This window comes from Streptomyces sp. NPDC107454 (assembly GCF_055582885.1).
In genome coordinates this window covers 425,582-443,097 of record NZ_JBVJPA010000007.1, presented here as the reverse complement: position 1 = coordinate 443,097, position 17,516 = coordinate 425,582, and the positions used below count along the sequence as shown (strand labels likewise).

The 17,516-nt window shown below is 70.7% G+C and carries 18 protein-coding genes; 7 read left to right on the top strand and 11 right to left on the bottom strand.

Annotation, left to right across the window (positions count from 1 at the left end; all coding sequences use genetic code 11):
• Positions 1–40: 40 nt before the first annotated feature.
• Positions 41–271: a YiaA/YiaB family inner membrane protein gene (locus tag ACZ69M_RS20255; RefSeq protein WP_067365118.1), complete on the top strand. Its 231-nt coding sequence runs from the start codon at positions 41–43 to the stop codon at positions 269–271.
• A gap of 60 nt (positions 272–331) precedes the next feature.
• Positions 332–958 carry a TetR/AcrR family transcriptional regulator gene (locus ACZ69M_RS20250; protein WP_067365121.1) on the top strand — a complete coding sequence of 209 codons (627 nt, stop codon included), beginning with the start codon at positions 332–334 and terminating at the stop codon, positions 956–958.
• Between the two features lie 25 nt (positions 959–983).
• On the opposite strand, the gene ACZ69M_RS20245 is transcribed toward ACZ69M_RS20250, so the two are convergent.
• Positions 984–1,445, bottom strand: a complete 462-nt coding sequence (locus ACZ69M_RS20245; protein WP_101408248.1) for a MaoC family dehydratase — start codon at positions 1,443–1,445, stop codon at positions 984–986.
• Between the two features lie 128 nt (positions 1,446–1,573).
• On the opposite strand from ACZ69M_RS20245, the gene soxR reads away from it, so the two are divergent.
• Positions 1,574–2,119 carry a redox-sensitive transcriptional activator SoxR gene (gene soxR / locus ACZ69M_RS20240; RefSeq protein WP_470051513.1) on the top strand — a complete coding sequence of 182 codons (546 nt, stop codon included), beginning with the start codon at positions 1,574–1,576 and terminating at the stop codon, positions 2,117–2,119.
• A 37-nt stretch (positions 2,120–2,156) separates the two neighbouring features.
• Here soxR and ACZ69M_RS20235 read toward each other — a convergent pair whose 3' ends face one another.
• Positions 2,157–3,224, bottom strand: coding sequence for an RNA ligase (ATP) (locus tag ACZ69M_RS20235; RefSeq protein WP_470051512.1), 1,068 nt, complete (start codon positions 3,222–3,224; stop codon positions 2,157–2,159).
• A gap of 289 nt (positions 3,225–3,513) precedes the next feature.
• Positions 3,514–4,116 carry a hypothetical protein gene (locus tag ACZ69M_RS20230; RefSeq protein WP_403701790.1) on the bottom strand — a complete coding sequence of 201 codons (603 nt, stop codon included), beginning with the start codon at positions 4,114–4,116 and terminating at the stop codon, positions 3,514–3,516.
• A 358-nt stretch (positions 4,117–4,474) separates the two neighbouring features.
• On the opposite strand from ACZ69M_RS20230, the gene ACZ69M_RS20225 reads away from it, so the two are divergent.
• On the top strand, positions 4,475–7,267 hold the full coding sequence (locus ACZ69M_RS20225) for a penicillin acylase family protein (protein WP_470051510.1): 2,793 nt from the start codon (positions 4,475–4,477) through the stop codon (positions 7,265–7,267).
• 33 nt (positions 7,268–7,300) lie between these two features.
• Here the strand turns inward: ACZ69M_RS20225 and ACZ69M_RS20220 are convergent, their stop codons facing one another.
• Together ACZ69M_RS20220 and ACZ69M_RS20215 are read right to left on the bottom strand one after the other, a co-directional pair.
• On the bottom strand, positions 7,301–8,626 hold the full coding sequence (locus tag ACZ69M_RS20220) for a serine-threonine protein kinase (protein ID WP_470051508.1): 1,326 nt from the start codon (positions 8,624–8,626) through the stop codon (positions 7,301–7,303).
• Positions 8,627–8,736: 110 nt separating this feature from the next.
• Positions 8,737–9,999, bottom strand: a complete 1,263-nt coding sequence (locus tag ACZ69M_RS20215) for an exo-beta-N-acetylmuramidase NamZ family protein (protein ID WP_470051506.1) — start codon at positions 9,997–9,999, stop codon at positions 8,737–8,739.
• Between the two features lie 228 nt (positions 10,000–10,227).
• Here ACZ69M_RS20215 and ACZ69M_RS20210 point away from each other — a divergent pair, with 228 nt between their 5' ends.
• The 3 genes from ACZ69M_RS20210 to ACZ69M_RS20200 are packed head-to-tail and all read left to right on the top strand — an operon-like array spanning position 10,228 to position 13,297.
• A complete protein-coding gene (locus ACZ69M_RS20210) occupies positions 10,228–10,992 on the top strand; it encodes an SDR family oxidoreductase (RefSeq protein WP_470051505.1) in 765 nt (254 codons plus the stop codon).
• Positions 10,989–12,650: a class I adenylate-forming enzyme family protein gene (locus ACZ69M_RS20205; protein ID WP_470051503.1), complete on the top strand. Its 1,662-nt coding sequence runs from the start codon at positions 10,989–10,991 to the stop codon at positions 12,648–12,650. Before ACZ69M_RS20210 ends, ACZ69M_RS20205 begins: the two co-directional genes overlap by 4 nt.
• A gap of 53 nt (positions 12,651–12,703) precedes the next feature.
• Positions 12,704–13,297 carry a TetR/AcrR family transcriptional regulator gene (locus tag ACZ69M_RS20200; protein WP_054231210.1) on the top strand — a complete coding sequence of 198 codons (594 nt, stop codon included), beginning with the start codon at positions 12,704–12,706 and terminating at the stop codon, positions 13,295–13,297.
• A 128-nt stretch (positions 13,298–13,425) separates the two neighbouring features.
• Here the strand turns inward: ACZ69M_RS20200 and ACZ69M_RS20195 are convergent, their stop codons facing one another.
• The 6 genes from ACZ69M_RS20195 to ACZ69M_RS20170 form a co-directional block, all read right to left on the bottom strand.
• Positions 13,426–14,640 (bottom strand): acyl-CoA dehydrogenase family protein, encoded by a 1,215-nt coding sequence (locus ACZ69M_RS20195; RefSeq protein ID WP_470051501.1) that lies wholly within the window; start codon positions 14,638–14,640, stop codon positions 13,426–13,428.
• A gap of 6 nt (positions 14,641–14,646) precedes the next feature.
• Positions 14,647–15,669, bottom strand: coding sequence for a phosphotransferase family protein (locus tag ACZ69M_RS20190; RefSeq protein WP_470051499.1), 1,023 nt, complete (start codon positions 15,667–15,669; stop codon positions 14,647–14,649).
• Between the two features lie 156 nt (positions 15,670–15,825).
• Entirely contained in the window at positions 15,826–16,122 is a 297-nt protein-coding gene (locus tag ACZ69M_RS20185) for a hypothetical protein (RefSeq protein WP_470051497.1), read from the bottom strand.
• Between the two features lie 101 nt (positions 16,123–16,223).
• Positions 16,224–16,562 (bottom strand): DUF202 domain-containing protein, encoded by a 339-nt coding sequence (locus ACZ69M_RS20180; protein ID WP_470051495.1) that lies wholly within the window; start codon positions 16,560–16,562, stop codon positions 16,224–16,226.
• Positions 16,559–16,951, bottom strand: a complete 393-nt coding sequence (locus tag ACZ69M_RS20175) for a YidH family protein (protein ID WP_054231108.1) — start codon at positions 16,949–16,951, stop codon at positions 16,559–16,561. Before ACZ69M_RS20175 ends, ACZ69M_RS20180 begins: the two co-directional genes overlap by 4 nt.
• Positions 16,952–16,982: 31 nt before the next feature.
• On the bottom strand, positions 16,983–17,504 hold the full coding sequence (locus ACZ69M_RS20170) for an NUDIX hydrolase (RefSeq protein WP_470051492.1): 522 nt from the start codon (positions 17,502–17,504) through the stop codon (positions 16,983–16,985).
• Positions 17,505–17,516: the final 12 nt, after the last annotated feature.

The window sequence follows — 17,516 nt, the reverse complement described above, 5'->3', positions numbered from 1 at the left end:
GCGGATGCGGCAGCGGTCGTGTCCGCCGACCCTTGTCCCCATGAGTGAGACACCCGTCAAGCATCAGAACACGGCGGCCTTCTACGGGCAGGCCGTGGCCTCCTTTTCCGTCGCCATGGTGGCGACCGCCGTCGGTATCTACAAGCTGCACGCCGACGCCTGGGTGCGAGCCTTTCTGGCCATCGCCGTCCTCTATCTGGTGACGTCGTCCTTCACGCTGGCCAAGGTGATCCGGGACCGTCAGGACGCGGGCGCTGAGCGGGCACGCTAAGCGCCCGCTCAGCTTCGGCGGTATGGTGTACCTCCTGTCAGCGAGAGGGGCGAACCAGCGATGAGTACGGCGGAGGAGACGGCCGGCGGCGAGATGCAGCCGTGGGCCGAGGTCACCCCGGACGCGGCCCGGCGGCTGCTCGTCGCCGCCGTGGAGGCCTTCGCCGAGCGCGGGTACCACGCGACGACGACCCGGGACATCGCGGGCCGCGCGGGCATGAGCCCCGCGGCGCTCTACATCCACTACAAGACCAAGGAAGAGCTGCTCCACCGCATCAGCCGGATCGGGCACGACAAGGCGCTCGACATCGTGCGCAGCGCGGCTCAGGGCGGCGGCAGCGCCGCCGAGCGGCTCACCGACGCCGTGCGGTCCTTCGTGCGGTGGCACGCCGGGCAGCACACCACCGCGCGGGTCGTGCAGTACGAACTGGAAGCCCTCGGGCCCGAGGCGCGGGCGGAGATCGTCGCGCTGCGACGGCAGACCGACGCGGCCGTGCGCGGCATCATCGCGGACGGCGTGGCGGCGGGCGACTTCGACGTGCCGGACGTGCCGGGCACCACGCTCGCCGTGCTCTCCCTCTGCATCGACGTGGCCCGCTGGTTCAACGTCGACGGGCCCCGTACGCCCGACGAGGTCGGCGCGCTCTACGCCGACCTCGTGCTGCGCATGGTCGGAGCCAAGGAGTAGCGGCCCCGGAGTGCGTGCGGGGTGCTCAGACGTAGTAGCGCGACACCGACTCGGCGACGCACACCGGCTTGTCGCCGCCCTCGCGCTCCACGGTGAAGGCCACGGACACCTGGACACCGCCGGGTACGTCCTCGACGCCGGTGATCTTCGCGGTGGCGCGCAGCCGTGAGCCGACCGGTACGGGGGCGGGGAAACGGACCTTGTTCGTCCCGTAGTTGACGCCCATCTTCACGCCTTCGACCTTGATCAGCTGCGGGCCGAAGAGCGGGAGCAGCGACAGGGTGAGGTAACCGTGCGCGATCGTCGTGCCGAAGGGGCCGGTCGCGGCCTTCTCGGGGTCGACGTGGATCCACTGGTGGTCGCCGGTCGCCTCCGCGAAGAGGTCGATCCGCTTCTGCTCGATCTCGACCCAGTCGCTGTACCCCAGCTGCTCGCCCACCGCGGCCCGCAGTTCGTCGACCGTCGCGAACGTCCTCGGCTCTGCCATCTTCCCGACCTCCCACGTTTCTATGTCTAAGCAACTGCTTAGCATGGTCGGGCGCGGGGCGCATGTCAACGGACCGGACGTGTGACGAAGGCGGTAGGGCGGATGACGAAGTAGGTAGGGTTGGAGGGGTGCCCCAGATCCCTGAGAAGATCCACGAGCTGACCGTCGGCCAGCTGTCGGCCCGCAGTGGCGCCGCCGTCTCCGCCCTGCACTTCTACGAGTCCAAGGGCCTGATCAGCAGCCGTCGCACCACCGGCAACCAGCGCCGCTACCACCGTGACGCGCTGCGTCGTGTCGCCTTCGTCCGGGCCGCCCAGCGCGTCGGCATCCCCCTCGCCACCATCCGCGAGGCGCTCGCCGAACTCCCCGAGGAGCGCACCCCGACGCGCGAGGACTGGGCCCGGTTGTCGGAGGCCTGGCGCTCCGAACTCGATGAGCGGATCAATCAGTTGAGCCGACTCCGGGATCACCTGACCGACTGCATCGGGTGCGGTTGTCTGTCCCTGGAGAACTGCGTGCTGTCCAACCCGGACGACGTCTTCGGTGAGCGACAGGCGGGCTCCCGGCTCATGGTGGAGCGCGTCACCGCGCGGCCGGAGCCGCGGCGGTCACAGGGGGCGCAGGAGTCGCAGGGGGCCCAGGAGTCGCAGCGCGCGGCCGAAGAGTGCTGCTGAGGGCACCCCTCGGCCCGCTCCGCGACCGCACGCACCGTCACTCGTACTCCGTGCCGCCCTTGCGCGTCAGATACGCCGGGCTGACCGCCTTCGCGATGGCCCGGCCGCCGGTCACCGGGCTGTAGCGCTCGACGGCAGGGCGTATCACGACGCCCTCCCGCAGATGCAGTGCGCGCCCGGACACGGTCTCCCGGCCCGAGGCGACCTCCAGGACGCGGTCGATGTCGTACGGGCCCTCGTACAGCCGTGGCACCAGTGGCAGTTCGCCGTCGAGGAGTGCGGCAGCGTCCAGCCAGCGGACCTCGCCGGCGATCTCCGCGGACACGTCGAACACGGCGTAGCCGAGGGACTCGCGGCGGCCGTCGGCGCCGTACGACAGGTCCTGCACGCCCGCCCCGTACACCTCGCCGAAGATGCCGACCCGGCGGGCGCCGAGCCGTTCGGCGAGCCGGGCCGCGGCCGCCGCGACGCCGTGGGCGTGGACGGCACGCCAGTACAGATTGCGGGAATCCTCCTTGAGGGCGAGGGACTTGGCGCCGAAGCCCTTGGAGGAGACGTACACGCGGTCCTGGCCGGCGAGGTGGGTCAGCAGGCAGGCCGAGCCGTGCAGCTTCTCCGTCAGGACGACGTTCTCGCCCGGCGCGAAGATGTCCGGGTACCGCTGGATGTTCTCGATGTCGACCCAGGGCAGCAGATCGGGCGCGGACTCGACGTCGCCGTTCATGGTGGGCGGGATCGGCGGCACCCACTTGACGATGCCGAGCGCCTCGGCGAAGTCGGTGCCGTCCGCGGCGGCCCGCGCCAGGTCGACGCCGGCCAGCGCCTTCGGGCGGCAGACGATGCCCTGCGACAGCTCACCGCGCAGGCGTACGGCCCTGACGCGGTCCGAACCGGGGCCCGCGAGGCGTCCGGTCAGGCCCAGCTCCTCGATGAGCGTGGTGGGGAGCACGGACTGCTCGGGGATGTAGACGGCACTCTCGCCGGTGCGGTAGGCGCCCTTGGCGACGACGGCTCGGTACAGGCCCACCTGGGCCAGTTCGAGCGCGTCGGCGTTCGGATGCTCGTGGACGGTCAGCACTTCGGCGGTGACGCGCAGCGTCGACATCGGGACTCCTCGGGTTCCGCGGGTGCCGCGGGTACCTCATCGGGGATTCATCGAGCCCAACTGTCCCGAGGAGAAAGCGGTGGAGCGAGCGGATTCGCGCCTGCTAGCGTCGGCCCACGGGGTGTCTTCAGTTGCGCTCCCGCCGAGGTCGGCGCCCCGAAGGGGCGCGGGGAACTGCGCGTCCAGCCACGGACAATCCCGCGGCCGACGACTCACCCGCAGTCCCCGTGGCCCGGTCGCCCCCGAGCATCACCCCGGCCCCCGGCCCCCGTTCAACCCGGCGGAGCGCTCACGCGGAGACGAGCAACCGCCCGCGCCTGGCCTCCACCAGTGCCTCGGGCGTGAGGACGGGCCGCGGTACGACGATTCCGCAATCCGTGCAGACGGGGCCCGACGACGGTTCGTGGGCCAGGTCGTACTTCCAGGTGAGGCGCTCACCGGTGCAGACCGGGCAGACCGTGCCCGGCTCGCGCTCCAGCGCGGCGATCAGCCGGCGCAGCACCTCGGCCAGTGATTCGTGGGGGTGGATCCGCGGGTCGTCGCACCACGCGACGCCGAATCCGCCCCAGGTCAGCCGATGCCAGTCGTCCACGCTGCCCGGCCGGCGCAGCCCGTCGTGCTTCTCCTTCTTGCGGCGCTCGGCGAACTCGACCTCGTAGGCGAGCCAGACGGAGCGGGCCTCCTCCAACTCGTCCAGTGCGGCCACGAGCCGCGCTGGATCGGGGGACCGGTCCTCGGGGCCGAACCCGGCCCGGGAGCAGAGATGGTCCCAGGTTGCCCGATGCCCGTAAGGGGCGAACCTCTCCAGGCACTTGCGCAGTGAATAGCGTCGCAGTGCCAGATCATTCCTCGGATCTCGCACCTGTCTCGCCAGACTCCGAAAACCCGCCATCGCCCTGCACCTCCGTCACACCTGCACCTGTACTTCGGTCACTTCGGCGTTGCCGTCCCAGGGACGTCGCCGAGTAGACGTATCGACACGCGATTCGGCTCCATCCAATTTCCGATGAGCGCCATAAGTCACCGGCCGAACTCCCTCCGGCCTACCTCCCCTCGCTGTCAGTCACCTGTCGAAAAGCCCGTGGGCCGGGATGAGCGGGGTATCACCGGATCCGCATGGCCCGTCGATCTCTAAACGGCTCGTGACGTCCGAACTGCTCAGTGATCGTTGAAAAGTTGACGCATGTTCATCTTCCAACTCGGGGATACCGGCGGTAACGTCCGGCCCACCCCCGTCGGTAGGAGCAGCCATGCCACGGCGCACCCCACGCACCGCGCTCGACAGACAGAGAACTCCCCGCAGATTCCCCAAGTTCCTGGGGGCGGCATCCATCTGTGCTCTCATAGCCGCCCTGCTGTCCCCGCTGACCCAGGCGGCGGCCGCCGACAGCACGACCGCGCTCGCCGCCAACGACTACTGCGGCGGCCAGTGTTCCGACATCCTTCCGCCCGGTCAGAACGGCAACGCCACCCTCGCCCAGATCCTGCTCAACCAGGCCTTCGGCGTCCAGCCCGACCACGCCGAGGACCAGCTCGGCCCCTACAGCAACCTGGCCTCGGGTGCCGCCACGCTCACCGACGCCAAGATCAACGACTTCTTCAACGACGCGTCCTTCGGGGTCGCCTCCGACCAGGTCGCCTCCACCACCGCGCCCGGCGGACGCACCGACGTGACGATCGTCCGCGACAAGAAGACCGGTGTGCCGCACATCACCGGCACCACCCGCTACGGCACCGAGTACGGCGCCGGGTACGCCGCCGCCCAGGACCGGCTGTGGCTGATGGACGTCTTCCGGCACGTCGGCCGCGGCCAGCTGACCTCCTTCGCCGGCGGGGCCTCCTCCAACCAGGGCCTGGAGCAGGAGTTCTGGCGCAACGCGCCCTACACCGAGGCCGATCTGCAGACCCAGATCGACAACGCCATCGCGAACAACGGCGCCCGTGGCCAGCAGGCCCTCGCCGACGCCAACGCCTACATCGACGGCATCAACGCCTACATCGACGCCTCCGACAGCGGCCGCTACTTCCCCGGTGAGTACGTCCTGACCGGCCACAAGGACTCCATCACCAACGCCGGCACGATCGACCACTTCAAGATCACCGACCTGGTCGCGCTGGCCTCCGTCATCGGCTCGCTCTTCGGCTCCGGAGGCGGCGGCGAGGTCAACAACGCCCTCTCGCTGCTGGCCGCCCAGTCCAAGTACGGCGTGACCGAGGGCACCAAGGTCTGGGAGTCCTTCCGCGAGCGCAACGACCCCGAGTCGGTGCTCACCGTCCACAACGGCGAGAGCTTCCCGTACGCCTCGAAGCCCGACACCGCACAGGGCGAGGCCCTGCCCGACGCCGGTTCGGTGACCCAGGAGCCCCTGGTCTACGACCGCACCGGCAGCGCGGCCACCGCGACCGCCACCAGCGCCTCGGCGACGGCGGCCGCCACCACCCTCACCTCCGCGAAGCGCGGGATGTCCAACGCCCTCGTGGTGAGCGGCAAGTACACCGCCAGCGGCCACCCCATCGCCGTCTTCGGGCCGCAGACCGGCTACTTCGCGCCACAGCTCCTCATGCTCCAGGAGATCCAGGGGCCGGGCCTCAGCGCGCGCGGCGCCTCCTTCGCGGGCCTGAGCATGTACGTCGAACTCGGGCGCGGCCAGGACTACTCCTGGAGCGCGACGACCTCCGGCCAGGACATCATCGACACCTACGCCGTCGAGTTGTGCCAGGACGACTACCACTACCTGTACCACGGCACCTGCACCGCCATGGACAAGGTCGAGCGGACCAACTCCTGGAAGCCCACCACGGCCGACGGCACCGCGGCGGGCTCGTACCGCATGCAGGTCTACCGGACCAAGTACGGTCCCGTGGAGTACCGCGCCACGGTCGGCGGCAAGAAGGTCGCGTACACGACCCTGCGCTCCTCCTACATGCACGAGGCCGACTCGATCATCGGCTTCCAGATGCTCAACGATCCGGACTACGTGAAGAGCCCGCAGACGTTCCAGAGCGCGGTGCAGCACATCAACTACACCTTCAACTGGTTCTACGCCGACTCCTCGCACACCGCGTACTACAACAGCGGTGACAACCCGGTGCGGGCGGACGGCGTCGACGCCGAGTTCCCGGTCTGGGCGCAGGCCGCGTACGAGTGGCGGAACTGGGACCCGACGACGAACACCGCCTCGTACACCCCGCCGTCCGCGCACCCCAACTCCATCGACCAGGACTACTACATCTCCTGGAACAACAAGCAGGCCAAGGACTACACCACGGCCCCCTGGGGAGACGGCTCCGTGCACCGCGGGAACCTGCTGGAGGACCGGGTGAAGAAGCTCGTCGCCGCGGGCGGCGTGACCAGGTCCTCGCTCACCAAGGCGATGGCCGACGCCGCACTGGCCGATCTGCGGGCCGAGGACGTGCTGCCGAAGCTGCTGAAGGTCATCAACAGTTCGACGGTCACGGACACCACGGCCGCGGCGGCGGTGGCCAAGCTGTCCGACTGGGTGACGGCCGGCGCCAAGCGCAAGGAGACCTCGGCCGGTTCGAAGGCCTACGCCAACGCCGACGCGATCCGCATCCTGGACGCCTGGTGGCCGCTGCTGGTGAAGGCCGAGTTCGAACCAGGCCTCGGCACCGACCTGTACACGGCCTTCTCCAACAACCTGCCCATCGACGAGTCCCCGTCGGCCGCGCACGGTCCGACCGGCGCGCACGCCGGAAGCTCCTTCCAGTACGGCTGGTGGAGCTATGTCGACAAGGACATCCGGGCGGTCCTCGGTGAGTCGGTGCAGGGCGGACTGTCGCAGAAGTACTGCGGCGGCGGCACCCTCAGCGCCTGCCGGGACGCCCTGATCAGCACACTCAAGACGGCGGCCGGCCTGACCGCAGCCCAGGTCTACCCGGGCGACGACCAGTGCTCGGCGGGCGACCAGTGGTGTGCCGACTCGATCGTCCAGCGGACGCTCGGCGGTATCAAGCACGGCAAGATCACCTGGCAGAACCGGCCGACCTACCAGCAGGTGGTGGAGTACACGTCGCACCGGTGACCCCGGAGCGCGTCGCGGACTCCCGGCGGCGGGTCATCGAACACGGCCCGCCGCCAGCACCACTTGGGCCAGCTCCCGGTGGCAGATGTCGCTGTGGGCCCCGCTCGGGGGCCCGCCGCGGTTCACCACCGCGCACGCGTCGACGTTCACGCACCCCGACACCGGCAGCTGCGCGCGCAGCGCGTCGGCGAGCGTGAACGTCTGCGTGCCCTCCACCGCCTGCACCCCGTCGTGCCCCATCGCGCCCCAGCGGGCGCCCAGGAGGTGCCCGGGGTCGAGGTCGACACCCAGCACCGAACGGTCGTCGTCCGCCATCCGGGAGGCCAGCGGATAGATCGTGCCGAGCGCCATGTCGAAGTGGGAGTAGCAGCACACCACAGGGCCGTCGACGCGGCTCTGCAGACCGCGCAGCGCGCCGCTCGCCCGCGGGTCGCCGGGCAGCGACGCGGCGAACGCGTAGTGCGAGAACGCCCCTTGGAGCAGCGTCACGGACTTCACCGTGCGCACGCCCTCGGACAGTCCGCGCAGCGCGAAGGAGACCAGCCGTCCGCCGAAGCTGTGTCCGACCAGATGCACCCGCACCCCGGGCGCGGCGGTCGCGAGCTGCCCGAGCGCGCGTCCGAGCCCGCGCTCACCCACCGTGCCGGCGCGCCGCTTCATGGCGTAGTAGGTGGCCTGGCGCAGCAGTTCACGCGCCCCGTCCCAGGGCCGCGGCAGGGAGAAGGTCTCGCCGCCGGGTGCCGTCATCCCGGCCAGCGCCTCGGCGAACTCGCCGCACACGGTGGCCGTGTCCCCGAAGAGCATCGCGGGGTCGCCCTGCGGGCCACCCTCCGCGAGCGTGTCCGCGGCGAAGGCGGCCTGCGGTCCCTGGGGTGATACCTCCACCAGCAGCCGCACCAGGCGCCCGAACTCCTCCAACGAGGCTCCGTCGTCGGGCTGTTGGTCCAGCAGGCGCGCGATCTGCTCGACGACCGTCGCCCGGCCCGGGAACACCTCCAGGAGCGCGTGCCGGGTGTCCTTGTCGAGCGCGGTGCGGGCGGCTGCGGGCACGTCGGCGGCCACCGACCGGGGAAAGTCGGGGATCGGCTCGTCCGAGAACCGCATCGAGGGCCACACCACACCGACGTAGCCCAGACGCGCGTGCGGCGCGAGATCCGGCACCGGCGCGAAGAACTGGCTGTAGAGGCGCGTCGCGCCGGAGCGGTCGTTGTTCCAGCCGTGCGCGAAGACGATCAGGTCACGCACTCCGCGCCGGGGCACCTCCGCGAGCAGCCGGTCCCTTTCCCGGCCGTCCACGTCCCCGTCCGCGTCGAAGGTCAGCTCCCAGTAGGGAGAAACACTGACTGCCGGATCCGCCATGGCAAGCCCCCTCGTCCCCCGAAGGCGGTGCGATGTGGGCGCATCGTCCTACCGGGGGCGAAGATTGGCCATACGTCACGACTCAACCGTGGAAAAGAAGTTCTTTCCGCTCATCCGTAGAGAAGATATTCCTTCCGGATCTTTTGGAAGGCCTTCAGCTCGTCCTGCCAGGCGGCCACGACCTCGTCGGCCGTCGCCCCCGCGTCGATCATCGTGCGCACCCTGGTGGAGCCGGTCAGCTTGTCGATCCAGTTGTCCGAGCGCCAGGCGAAGCCGCTCCAGACCTTCTTGGCGGTCACCAGGAGGGCGATTCCGGTGCGGACGGGGTCGTACGCGGCCTGGTCGTGCACATGGATCTGCACGCCGCCGATCGTCTTTCCCTGGAACTTGGAGAAGGTCGGAGCGAAGTACGCCTCCCTGAAGCGCACGCCCGGGACCTTGAGCCGGTTCGCCTCCAGAGCCCATCGGCCGTCGATGCCCTCCGCGCCCAGCAGCTCGAACGGACGGGTCGTGCCGCGCCCCTCCGACAGGTTCGTCCCCTCGAAGAGACACGTTCCGGAGTACACCAGGGCGGTGTCGGCCGTCGGCATGTTCGGGCTCGGCGGCACCCAGGGCAGGCCGGAGGCGTCGTAGAAGTCCGACCGCTTCCAGCCCGACATCAGTACGGTGGTCAGCTCCACCGGCGCCGCCAGGAACTCCCCGTTGAACAGCCGCGCGAGCTCCGCCACCGTCATCCCGTGCGCCTGCGCGATGGGCTGCCGCCCGACGAACGTCGCGAACTCCCTGTGCAGCACCGGGCCCTGGGCGGCCCGTCCGGTCACCGGGTTCGGCCGGTCCAGCACCACGAAGCGCTTGCCCGCGAGCCGGGCCGCCTCCATGCAGTCGTACAGCGTCCAGATGTACGTGTAGAAACGCGCGCCCACGTCCTGGATGTCGAAGACGACGGTGTCCACGCCGGAGGCGGTGAAGACGTCGGCGAGAGGCTTGCCGCTCTTGAGGTACGTGTCGTAGACCGGGAGCCCGGTCGCCGGGTCGTCGTAGCGGCCCTCGGAGCCGCCGGCCTGCGCGGTGCCGCGGAAACCGTGTTCCGGGCCGAAGACGGCGGTCAGCTCGACGCGGGGGTCGGCGTGCATCACGTCGACGATGTGGCGAACGTCTCTGGTGACACCGGTGGGGTTCGTGACGACGCCGACACGCCTGCCGTGGAGGGCGGCGTAGCCGGACGCCTGGAGCTGCTCGAAGCCGGTGCGGAGGGGGTCGGCATGGGATGTCGTCCGGGTGGGGGTGGCGCGGGTGGTGGGGGTCGCCGCGAAGGCGGCGGTGGCGGTGGCCGTGGCGGTGGCTGTGAGGAGGGCTCGGCGGGAAGGGCGCATGGGGGGACCTCCGTGATCGCGGAAGGCTGGCACCGGCACGTTAGGCGCTCCCGCGGAGAGTTCGTAAGCGGCGGGCCGTATGGGGCTGGTCGCGACCACGCGGCGGAGCCGCATACACGGCACGGCCCCGCGCCCCGCTGAGGGCGCCCCTTCCCTCACTACATACCGACTGGTTAGTCTGGGGTCGCAGCTGAGCCGTGTTGCGTCGCGTCGTGTCGAAGGAGACCGATGGTGGAAGCCGTGCAGGATGCGGGAGTGGTCGTCACCGGGGCCGGAGGCGGTATCGGAGCCGCGCTGGCCCGTCGTTTCGCCGCCGAGGGGGCCCGGGTCGTCGTCAACGACCTGGACGCCGCCAAGGCGAAGGCCGTGGCCGAGGAGATCGGGGCGATCGCGGTTCCCGGCGACGCGTCCGCGATCGTGGCCGAGGCCCGGGACGCCCTCGGGGGCACCATCGACGTCTACTGCGCCAACGCGGGCCTCCCCTCGGCCGGCACTGAGTCGGCCGACGAGAAGGTCTGGGCGCTCGCCTGGGACGTCAACGTGATGGCGCACGTCCGGGCGGCCCAGGAGCTGCTCCCGGCCTGGCTGGAGCGCGGCAGCGGCCGGTTCGTCTCCACCGTCTCCGCCGCCGGACTGCTCACCATGATCGGCGCCGCGCCCTACAGCGTCACCAAGCACGGCGCGTACGCCTTCGCCGAGTGGCTGTCGCTGACGTACCGCCACCGCGGTGTGAAGGTGCACGCGATCTGTCCGCAGGGTGTGCGCACCGACATGCTCGACGCCACCGGCAGCGCGGGCGACCTGGTCCTGCAGCCCACCGCCATCGAGCCGCAGGCCGTCGCCGACGCGCTGTTCGCGGGGATCGAGGAGGACCGCTTCCTGATCCTGCCGCACCCCGAGGTCGCCGGGTACTACCAGGTGCGGGCCGCCGAACCGGACCGCTGGCTGACGAACATGAACCACATCCAGCAGAAGTGGGAGGCGACCCGGTGACCACCTACGCCGACCGGCCCTGGGTGGCCCTCCTCAATGACGCCCAGAGCGGCCCGGTGAGCCCGGCCGACTCCCTGGTGCACGCCCTGCGCGGCGCCGTGGCGGACGCTCCGGACCGCGCCGCGCTCGCCTACTTCGACGGGCGGCTGAGCTACCGCGAGGTGGACGAGCTGAGCGACTCCGTCGCCGGGCACCTCGCCGCCCGCGGTCTGGAGCGCGGCGACCGCGTCGCGATCCTGCTCCAGAACTCCCCGCACTTCGTGCTCGCGCTGCTCGGCGCCTGGAAGGCGGGCGCGACCGTCGTGCCGGTCAACCCGATGTACAAGTCCGGGGAGGTCCGCCACGTCCTGCACGACGCGGACGTACGCGCCCTGGTGTGCTCCGACCGCGCGTGGGAGTCGTATCTGCGCGAGACGGCCGCCGACTCGGCCGTGAGCGTCGTCCTCACAGCATGCGAGTTGGATTTCCAGACTCGGGGCGACGCGCGGGTGCTGACCTTCGAGCGGCTGCCGCAGGCCGCGGACGCCGACGATCTGGTGGCGGTCGCCCGGGCGGGCCACAAGGCCCCCGCGGGGCGTGACGCGGAGCCCTCCGACATCGCGCTGATCAGCTACACCTCGGGGACGAGCGGCACCCCCAAGGGGGCCACCAACACGCACGGCAACATCATGTACAACGCCGAGCGGCAGCGTACGGGCCTCGGGCTGCCGGAGGCGCCCGTCTACTTCGCGATGGCGCCCCTGTTCCACATCACCGGGATGGTCTGCCAGCTCGCCGCCTGCCTCGACAGCGTGGGCACGCTCGTCCTCGCCTACCGCTTCGAGGCGGGGGTCGTCCTCGACGCGTTCGCCGAGCACAGGCCGCTGTACACGGTCGGCCCGTCGACCGCCTTCATGGCACTCGCGGCGCATCCGGCGGTCACGCCGGACCACTTCGCCTCCTTCGTGAACATCTCCTCGGGCGGCGCGCCACTGCCGCCGGCCCTGGTGGAGAAGTTCCGGGCAGGCTTCGGGCCCTACATCCGCAACGGCTACGGACTCACCGAGTGCACCGCGCCCTGCGCCTCCGTACCGCCGGGCCGGGAGGCTCCCGTCGACCCGGTCTCGGGCACGCTGGCCGTCGGTGTGCCGGGCCCCGACACGGTCGTACGCATCGTCGACGACCAGGGCCAGGAGGTGCCCTTCGGCGAACAGGGCGAGATCCTCGTACGAGGCCCCCAGGTCGTGCCCGGCTACTGGCGCCGCCCCGAAGCCACCGCCGAGACCTTCCCGGACGGTGAGCTGCGCACCGGCGACATCGGATTCATGGACCCCGAAGGCTGGCTCTACGTAGTCGACCGCAAGAAGGACATGATCAACGCGTCCGGCTTCAAGGTGTGGCCCCGCGAGGTCGAGGACGTGCTCTACACGCACCCCTCGGTCCGGGAGGCGGCCGTCGTCGGCATCCCCGACGGCTACCGCGGCGAGACCGTGAAGGCCTACATCAGCCTGCGGCCCGGCACGCAGGAGGACCCCGACGCGCTCGCCGCGTACTGCAAGGAGAGACTGGCCGCCTACAAATATCCGCGGCATGTGGAGATCCTGCCCGAGCTGCCGAAGACGGCGAGTGGCAAGATCCTCCGTCGGGAACTGCGTTCCCGTCCTCAGGACTCCCAGTAGACGACGTAGACGACGCGTTTCACCGGACAACGCTCGAAAGGCAGGTGGCGGCAGTGCCCAGGACGACGGACGGAGACGGTACGCCCGTCCCGCAGCGGCTCTTGGCCGCCGCCACCAGGCTCTTCGCCGAGCAGGGCTACGACCGCACATCCGTGCAGGAGATCGTGGAGGCGGCGGGCGTCACCAAGGGCGCGCTGTACCACTACTTCGGCTCCAAGGACGACCTCCTGCACGAGGTGTACGCGCGCGTGCTGCGGCTTCAGCAGGAGCGGCTGGACGCGTTCGCCGATGCCGACGCGCCGGTCGAGGAGCGGTTGCGGGGTGCCGCCGCCGACGTCGTCGTCACCACGATCGACAACCTCGACGACGCGGCGATCTTCTTCCGCTCCATGCACCACCTCAGCCCCGAGAAGGACAAGCAGGTGCGCGCCGAGCGCCGCCGCTACCACGAACGCTTCCGCGCGCTCGTGGAGGAGGGCCAGAAGAAGGGCGTCTTCTCCACAGCCACCCCGGCCGACCTGGTCGTCGACTACCACTTCGGCTCGGTGCACCACCTGTCGACCTGGTACCGCCCCGACGGCCCCCTCACCCCCCAGGAGGTCGCCGACCACCTGGCCGACCTGCTGCTGCGCGCGCTGCGGCCGTAGTCCCCTTCAAGGGCGCGGGGAACTGCGCGATCTTCTGCGGGCCTCTGGGGGCGCAGCCCCCTGGGGACGGGAACGGGTAGGGGCGGTGGGGGCGAAAGAGCCCGTCACCGCCCCACCGGACCGGACGGTCACACGTACTTCTTGATCTCCCGTCGCGCCAGCGACCGCTGGTGCACCTCGTCCGGGCCGTCCGCGAGCTTCAGCGTCCGCGCGCTCGCCCACAGCTCGGCCAGCGGGAAGTCCTGGCTGACACCGCCCGCGCCGTGCAGCTGGACCGCCTTGTCGAGGATGTCCACGACCGTGCGCGGAGTGGCGATCTTGATGGCCTGGATCTCGGTGTGGGCGCCCCTGTTGCCGACGGTGTCCATCATCCAGGCGGTCTTCAGGACCAGCAGACGCAGCTGTTCGACGGCGACGCGCGCGTCCGCGATCCAGTTCTGGACCACGCCCTGCTGGGCGAGCGGCTTGCCGAAGGCCGTACGGGACACGGCCCGGCGGCACATCAGCTCGATCGCCCGCTCGGCCATGCCGATCAGCCGCATGCAGTGGTGGATGCGGCCCGGGCCGAGCCGCGCCTGGGCGATGGCGAAACCGCCGCCCTCCTCGCCGACGAGGTTGCTCACCGGGACGCGGACATGGTCGAAGACGACCTCCGCGTGCCCGCCGTGGGAGTGGTCCTCGTAGCCGTACACCTGCATGGCGCGCCGGACTTCGAGCCCCGGGGTGTCGCGCGGGACCAGGACCATGGACTGCTGGCGGCGGATGTCCGGCCCGTCCGGGTCCGTCTTGCCCATCACGATGAAGACCTTGCAGTCGGGGTTCATCGCCCCGGAGATGTACCACTTGCGGCCGGTGATGACGTACTCGTCACCGTCGCGTTCGATGAGCGTGGTGATGTTCGTGGCGTCGGAGGAGGCCACCTCCGGCTCGGTCATCGCGAACGCCGAGCGGATCTCACCGGCGAGCAGCGGCTCCAGCCACTGCTTCTTCTGCTGCTCGTCGCCGAACTGCGTGAGCACCTCCATGTTGCCGGTGTCCGGCGCGGCGCAGTTCAGCGCGGTGGGCGCCAAGTGCGGGCTGCGGCCGGTGATCTCGGCGAGCGGCGCGTACTGGAGGTTGGTCAGCCCGGCGCCGTACTGCGCGTCGGGCAGGAAGAGGTTCCACAGGCCCTGCCTGCGGGCCTCCGCCTTCAACTCCCCGACCACGGCGGGCGTGTCCCACGGAGAGGCCAGCGCGGCGCGCTGCTCCTCCGCCACGGCCTCCGCCGGGTAGACGTACTCGTCCATGAAGGCGAGCAGCTTCCCGCGCAGTTCCTCGGTACGCGCGTCGAATGCGAAGTCCATCTCGGATCAGCCTTCCTGAAGAGTGGTCAGACCGTGCTCGATGAAGAACGGGACCAGTTCACCGATGCGGTCGAAGCCGGCGCCGACCGTCTGGCCGAGCGTGTAGCGGTAGTGGATGCCCTCCAGGATCACGGCGAGCTTGAACCAGGCGAACGCCGTGTACCAGGCGACGTCGGACACGTCGCGCCCCGAGCGCGCGGCGTACCGTTCGATGATCTCGGCCGGGTCCGGGTGACCGTCGGCCGAGGCGGTCGTGCTGATGGGGGAGTCGGGCAGTTCCAGCGGCGCGCTGTACATCACCAGCAGGCCCAGGTCGGTGAGCGGATCGCCGAGCGTGGACATCTCCCAGTCCAGAATCGCCTTGATCCGGTCGTCCTCGCCGATCAGCACGTTGTCGAGCCGGTAGTCACCGTGCACGACGGAGGGCGCGGGGGAGTGCGGCAGCTCACGGCCGAGGGCGGCGTGCAGTTCGTCGATCCCGGCGAGCTCACGGTTCCTGGAGGCGTCCAGCTGCTTGCCCCAGCGGCGCAGTTGCCGGTCGAGGAAGCCCTCGGGGCGCCCGAAGTCGGCGAGGCCCACGGCGGCGGCGTCGACGGCGTGCAGTTCGACGAGCGTGTCGACGAGCCCGAGCACCGCGTTCCGGGTGCGCTCCGGGCCGAGCGGGGCGAGCTGCTCGGCGGTGCGGTACGGGGTGCCGGCCACGAACTCCATGACGTAGAAGGGCGCGCCCAGCACCTCCTCGTCCTCGCACAGCAGCACCGGACGCGGTACGGGGACGGCGGTCGGGTGCAGCGCGCTGATGACGCGGTGCTCGCGCTTCATGTCGTGCGCGGTGGCCAGTACGTGCCCGAGCGGGGGCCGTCGGACGACCCAGCTCGTGGTGCCGTCCGTGACCGCGTACGTGAGGTTCGACCGTCCGCCCTCGATCAGCCGGCCGGTCAGCGGGCCGTGCACCAGACCGGGCCGCTCGCCGTCGAGCAGGCCGCGCAGTCGGTCGAGGTCGAGACCTGGCGGGTGGTCGGGACTCATCACTTCTCCTGCACGCCGGGAAATCGGGACGTGACCATGATGCCGACCAGTCGGTATGTCGTCCAGCGCCCGGACGAAACGTGATCGGCGTCTCCCTCCGGGAGCCGGGGGAGACGCCGGGGCGCGCTTGCGTCCAGTGGTTGTCCCGGGCAGGTCCTAGTGGTCGTCCCAGTGGCCGTCGTGCTCGGCGTGGCGGTGGCCGTCGTGCAGGTAGTCGACGTGGTCGCCGTGCGCGACCGCCGGGTGCCCGCAGCCCTCGCCGTGCCGGTGGCCGTGCTCGCCGTGCGCCGTGTGACCGCTCGGCTCGCACTCGTCCCAGTGACCGGAGTGCTCCCGGTGCAGATGTCCGTCGTGCGCGTAGTCGACATGGTCCCCGTGCGGCACGGCGGTGTGCCCGCAGTCCGGGCCGTGCGTGTGCGTGTGGGTCGGATGCTCCACGTGAAGGGTGGTCATGGTGCTCACCTTCGTGAGTGGCGTGAAATGACGGCTCAGGCTAGCGCCAGAAAGAACCGCATTCATCGCCATTTGAGCCGTTACGCCCCATTTGATCCCGATCAGAACACCAGTGCTACCGCGCACACGGCCAGGGCGACCGTGCACAGGGTCGCCGCCGTCGCGTGCCGCGGTGCGAGCGCGGGCGGACCGCCGGTGCCGGGCGTCGCGAGCACCCGGATGCGCCGGTGGGCGAGCGCCAGGAAGCCCAGCCACAGCGCGCAGCACAGGGCGCAGGCCGTCACATTGACCGCCGACGGGCCGCCGTGCAGCGCCGCCTTCGCCGCGAGGACCGCCGCGACGGTGCTCGACAGGGTCGTACGCCGCCACGCGAGCCGCGTACGCTCCGGCTGCAGCCCCGGGTCCCGCTCAGGGCGGTGCCGGGGGCCGGGCACGGTCACCCTTCCCAGCCGACGAGGACGACGACGACCATCGCGACGGCCACGATCGCGACGGCGATGCTCAGCAGTGCCGGGAAGCGCGACACGGGAAGGTCCTCCCCGCGGCGCATCGCGCGCTCGCAGCGCACCCAGTGATTGACGGCGCGCAGCGAGCAGAGCACGCCCGCCGCCAGCAGGGCCAGCGCGAGGCCGACCCGCCAGCCCCAGCGCAGGTCCGGCAGGAACTGATCCACGGCGAAGCCGCCGCCGATCAGCGCCAGCGCGGTGCGCAGCCAGGCGAGGAAGGTCCGCTCGTTCGCCAGCGAGAACCGGTAGTCGGGCGTGACGCCCTCCTGCCGGACCTCCTCGGGCGCGAACCACAGCCGGACGTTCCGCACGAATTCGATCACGCCATCGACCCTACCGGGGCCCGGCGGGGGCTCAGCCGCCGCCCGCCGCCCGGTGGTCCTTCAGGCGCTCGTACGCCGCCAGGCCGTCCGGCACCCACGTCCAGTCCGTCAGGTGCCGCTCCACCTCCTCCTCGGTGAGGAAGTCGTGCCAGGCGACCTCCTCCGTCTGGGGGTTCACCGGGAGCTCGCAGCGGACCTCGTAGACGGCCGACCACCAGGTCCGGCCGGAGCTGTCGGCGTAGAGGAACTTGAAGAGGGGGACGGGCTGAGGGAGCCCGGAGACCCCGAGTTCCTCCTCGGCCTCGCGCAGGGCCGCGCGGTCGTAGGACTCGCCCGCGCCCACGACCCCGCCGACGAACATGTCGTACAGGGAGGGGAAGACGAGCTTGGTGGGCGTGCGGCGGTGGACGAAGAGGCGGCCCCGGGCGTCCCGGGCCTGGATGAACACGCAGCGGTGGCGCAGACCGCGCGCGTAGGCCTCGCCGCGCGGGGACTGCCCGATGACCACGTCGTTCTCGTCCACGATGTCGAGGATCTCGTCAGCGGCGCTCATGGCCCCATCCAA

Excerpts from the sequence above, each read along its gene's own strand:
- ACZ69M_RS20255 (WP_067365118.1), top strand. The coding sequence starts at position 41 with ATGAGTGAGACACCCGTCAAGCATCAGAACACGGCGGCCTTCTACGGG.
- ACZ69M_RS20250 (WP_067365121.1), top strand. The coding sequence starts at position 332 with ATGAGTACGGCGGAGGAGACGGCCGGCGGCGAGATGCAGCCGTGGGCC.
- ACZ69M_RS20245 (WP_101408248.1), bottom strand. The coding sequence starts at position 1,445 with ATGGCAGAGCCGAGGACGTTCGCGACGGTCGACGAACTGCGGGCCGCG.
- ACZ69M_RS20235 (WP_470051512.1), bottom strand. The coding sequence starts at position 3,224 with ATGTCGACGCTGCGCGTCACCGCCGAAGTGCTGACCGTCCACGAGCAT.
- ACZ69M_RS20230 (WP_403701790.1), bottom strand. The coding sequence starts at position 4,116 with ATGGCGGGTTTTCGGAGTCTGGCGAGACAGGTGCGAGATCCGAGGAAT.
- ACZ69M_RS20225 (WP_470051510.1), top strand. The coding sequence starts at position 4,475 with ATGCCACGGCGCACCCCACGCACCGCGCTCGACAGACAGAGAACTCCC.
- ACZ69M_RS20220 (WP_470051508.1), bottom strand. The coding sequence starts at position 8,626 with ATGGCGGATCCGGCAGTCAGTGTTTCTCCCTACTGGGAGCTGACCTTC.
- ACZ69M_RS20215 (WP_470051506.1), bottom strand. The coding sequence starts at position 9,999 with ATGCGCCCTTCCCGCCGAGCCCTCCTCACAGCCACCGCCACGGCCACC.
- ACZ69M_RS20210 (WP_470051505.1), top strand. The coding sequence starts at position 10,228 with ATGGTGGAAGCCGTGCAGGATGCGGGAGTGGTCGTCACCGGGGCCGGA.
- ACZ69M_RS20195 (WP_470051501.1), bottom strand. The coding sequence starts at position 14,640 with ATGGACTTCGCATTCGACGCGCGTACCGAGGAACTGCGCGGGAAGCTG.
- ACZ69M_RS20190 (WP_470051499.1), bottom strand. The coding sequence starts at position 15,669 with ATGAGTCCCGACCACCCGCCAGGTCTCGACCTCGACCGACTGCGCGGC.
- ACZ69M_RS20185 (WP_470051497.1), bottom strand. The coding sequence starts at position 16,122 with ATGACCACCCTTCACGTGGAGCATCCGACCCACACGCACACGCACGGC.
- ACZ69M_RS20170 (WP_470051492.1), bottom strand. The coding sequence starts at position 17,504 with ATGAGCGCCGCTGACGAGATCCTCGACATCGTGGACGAGAACGACGTG.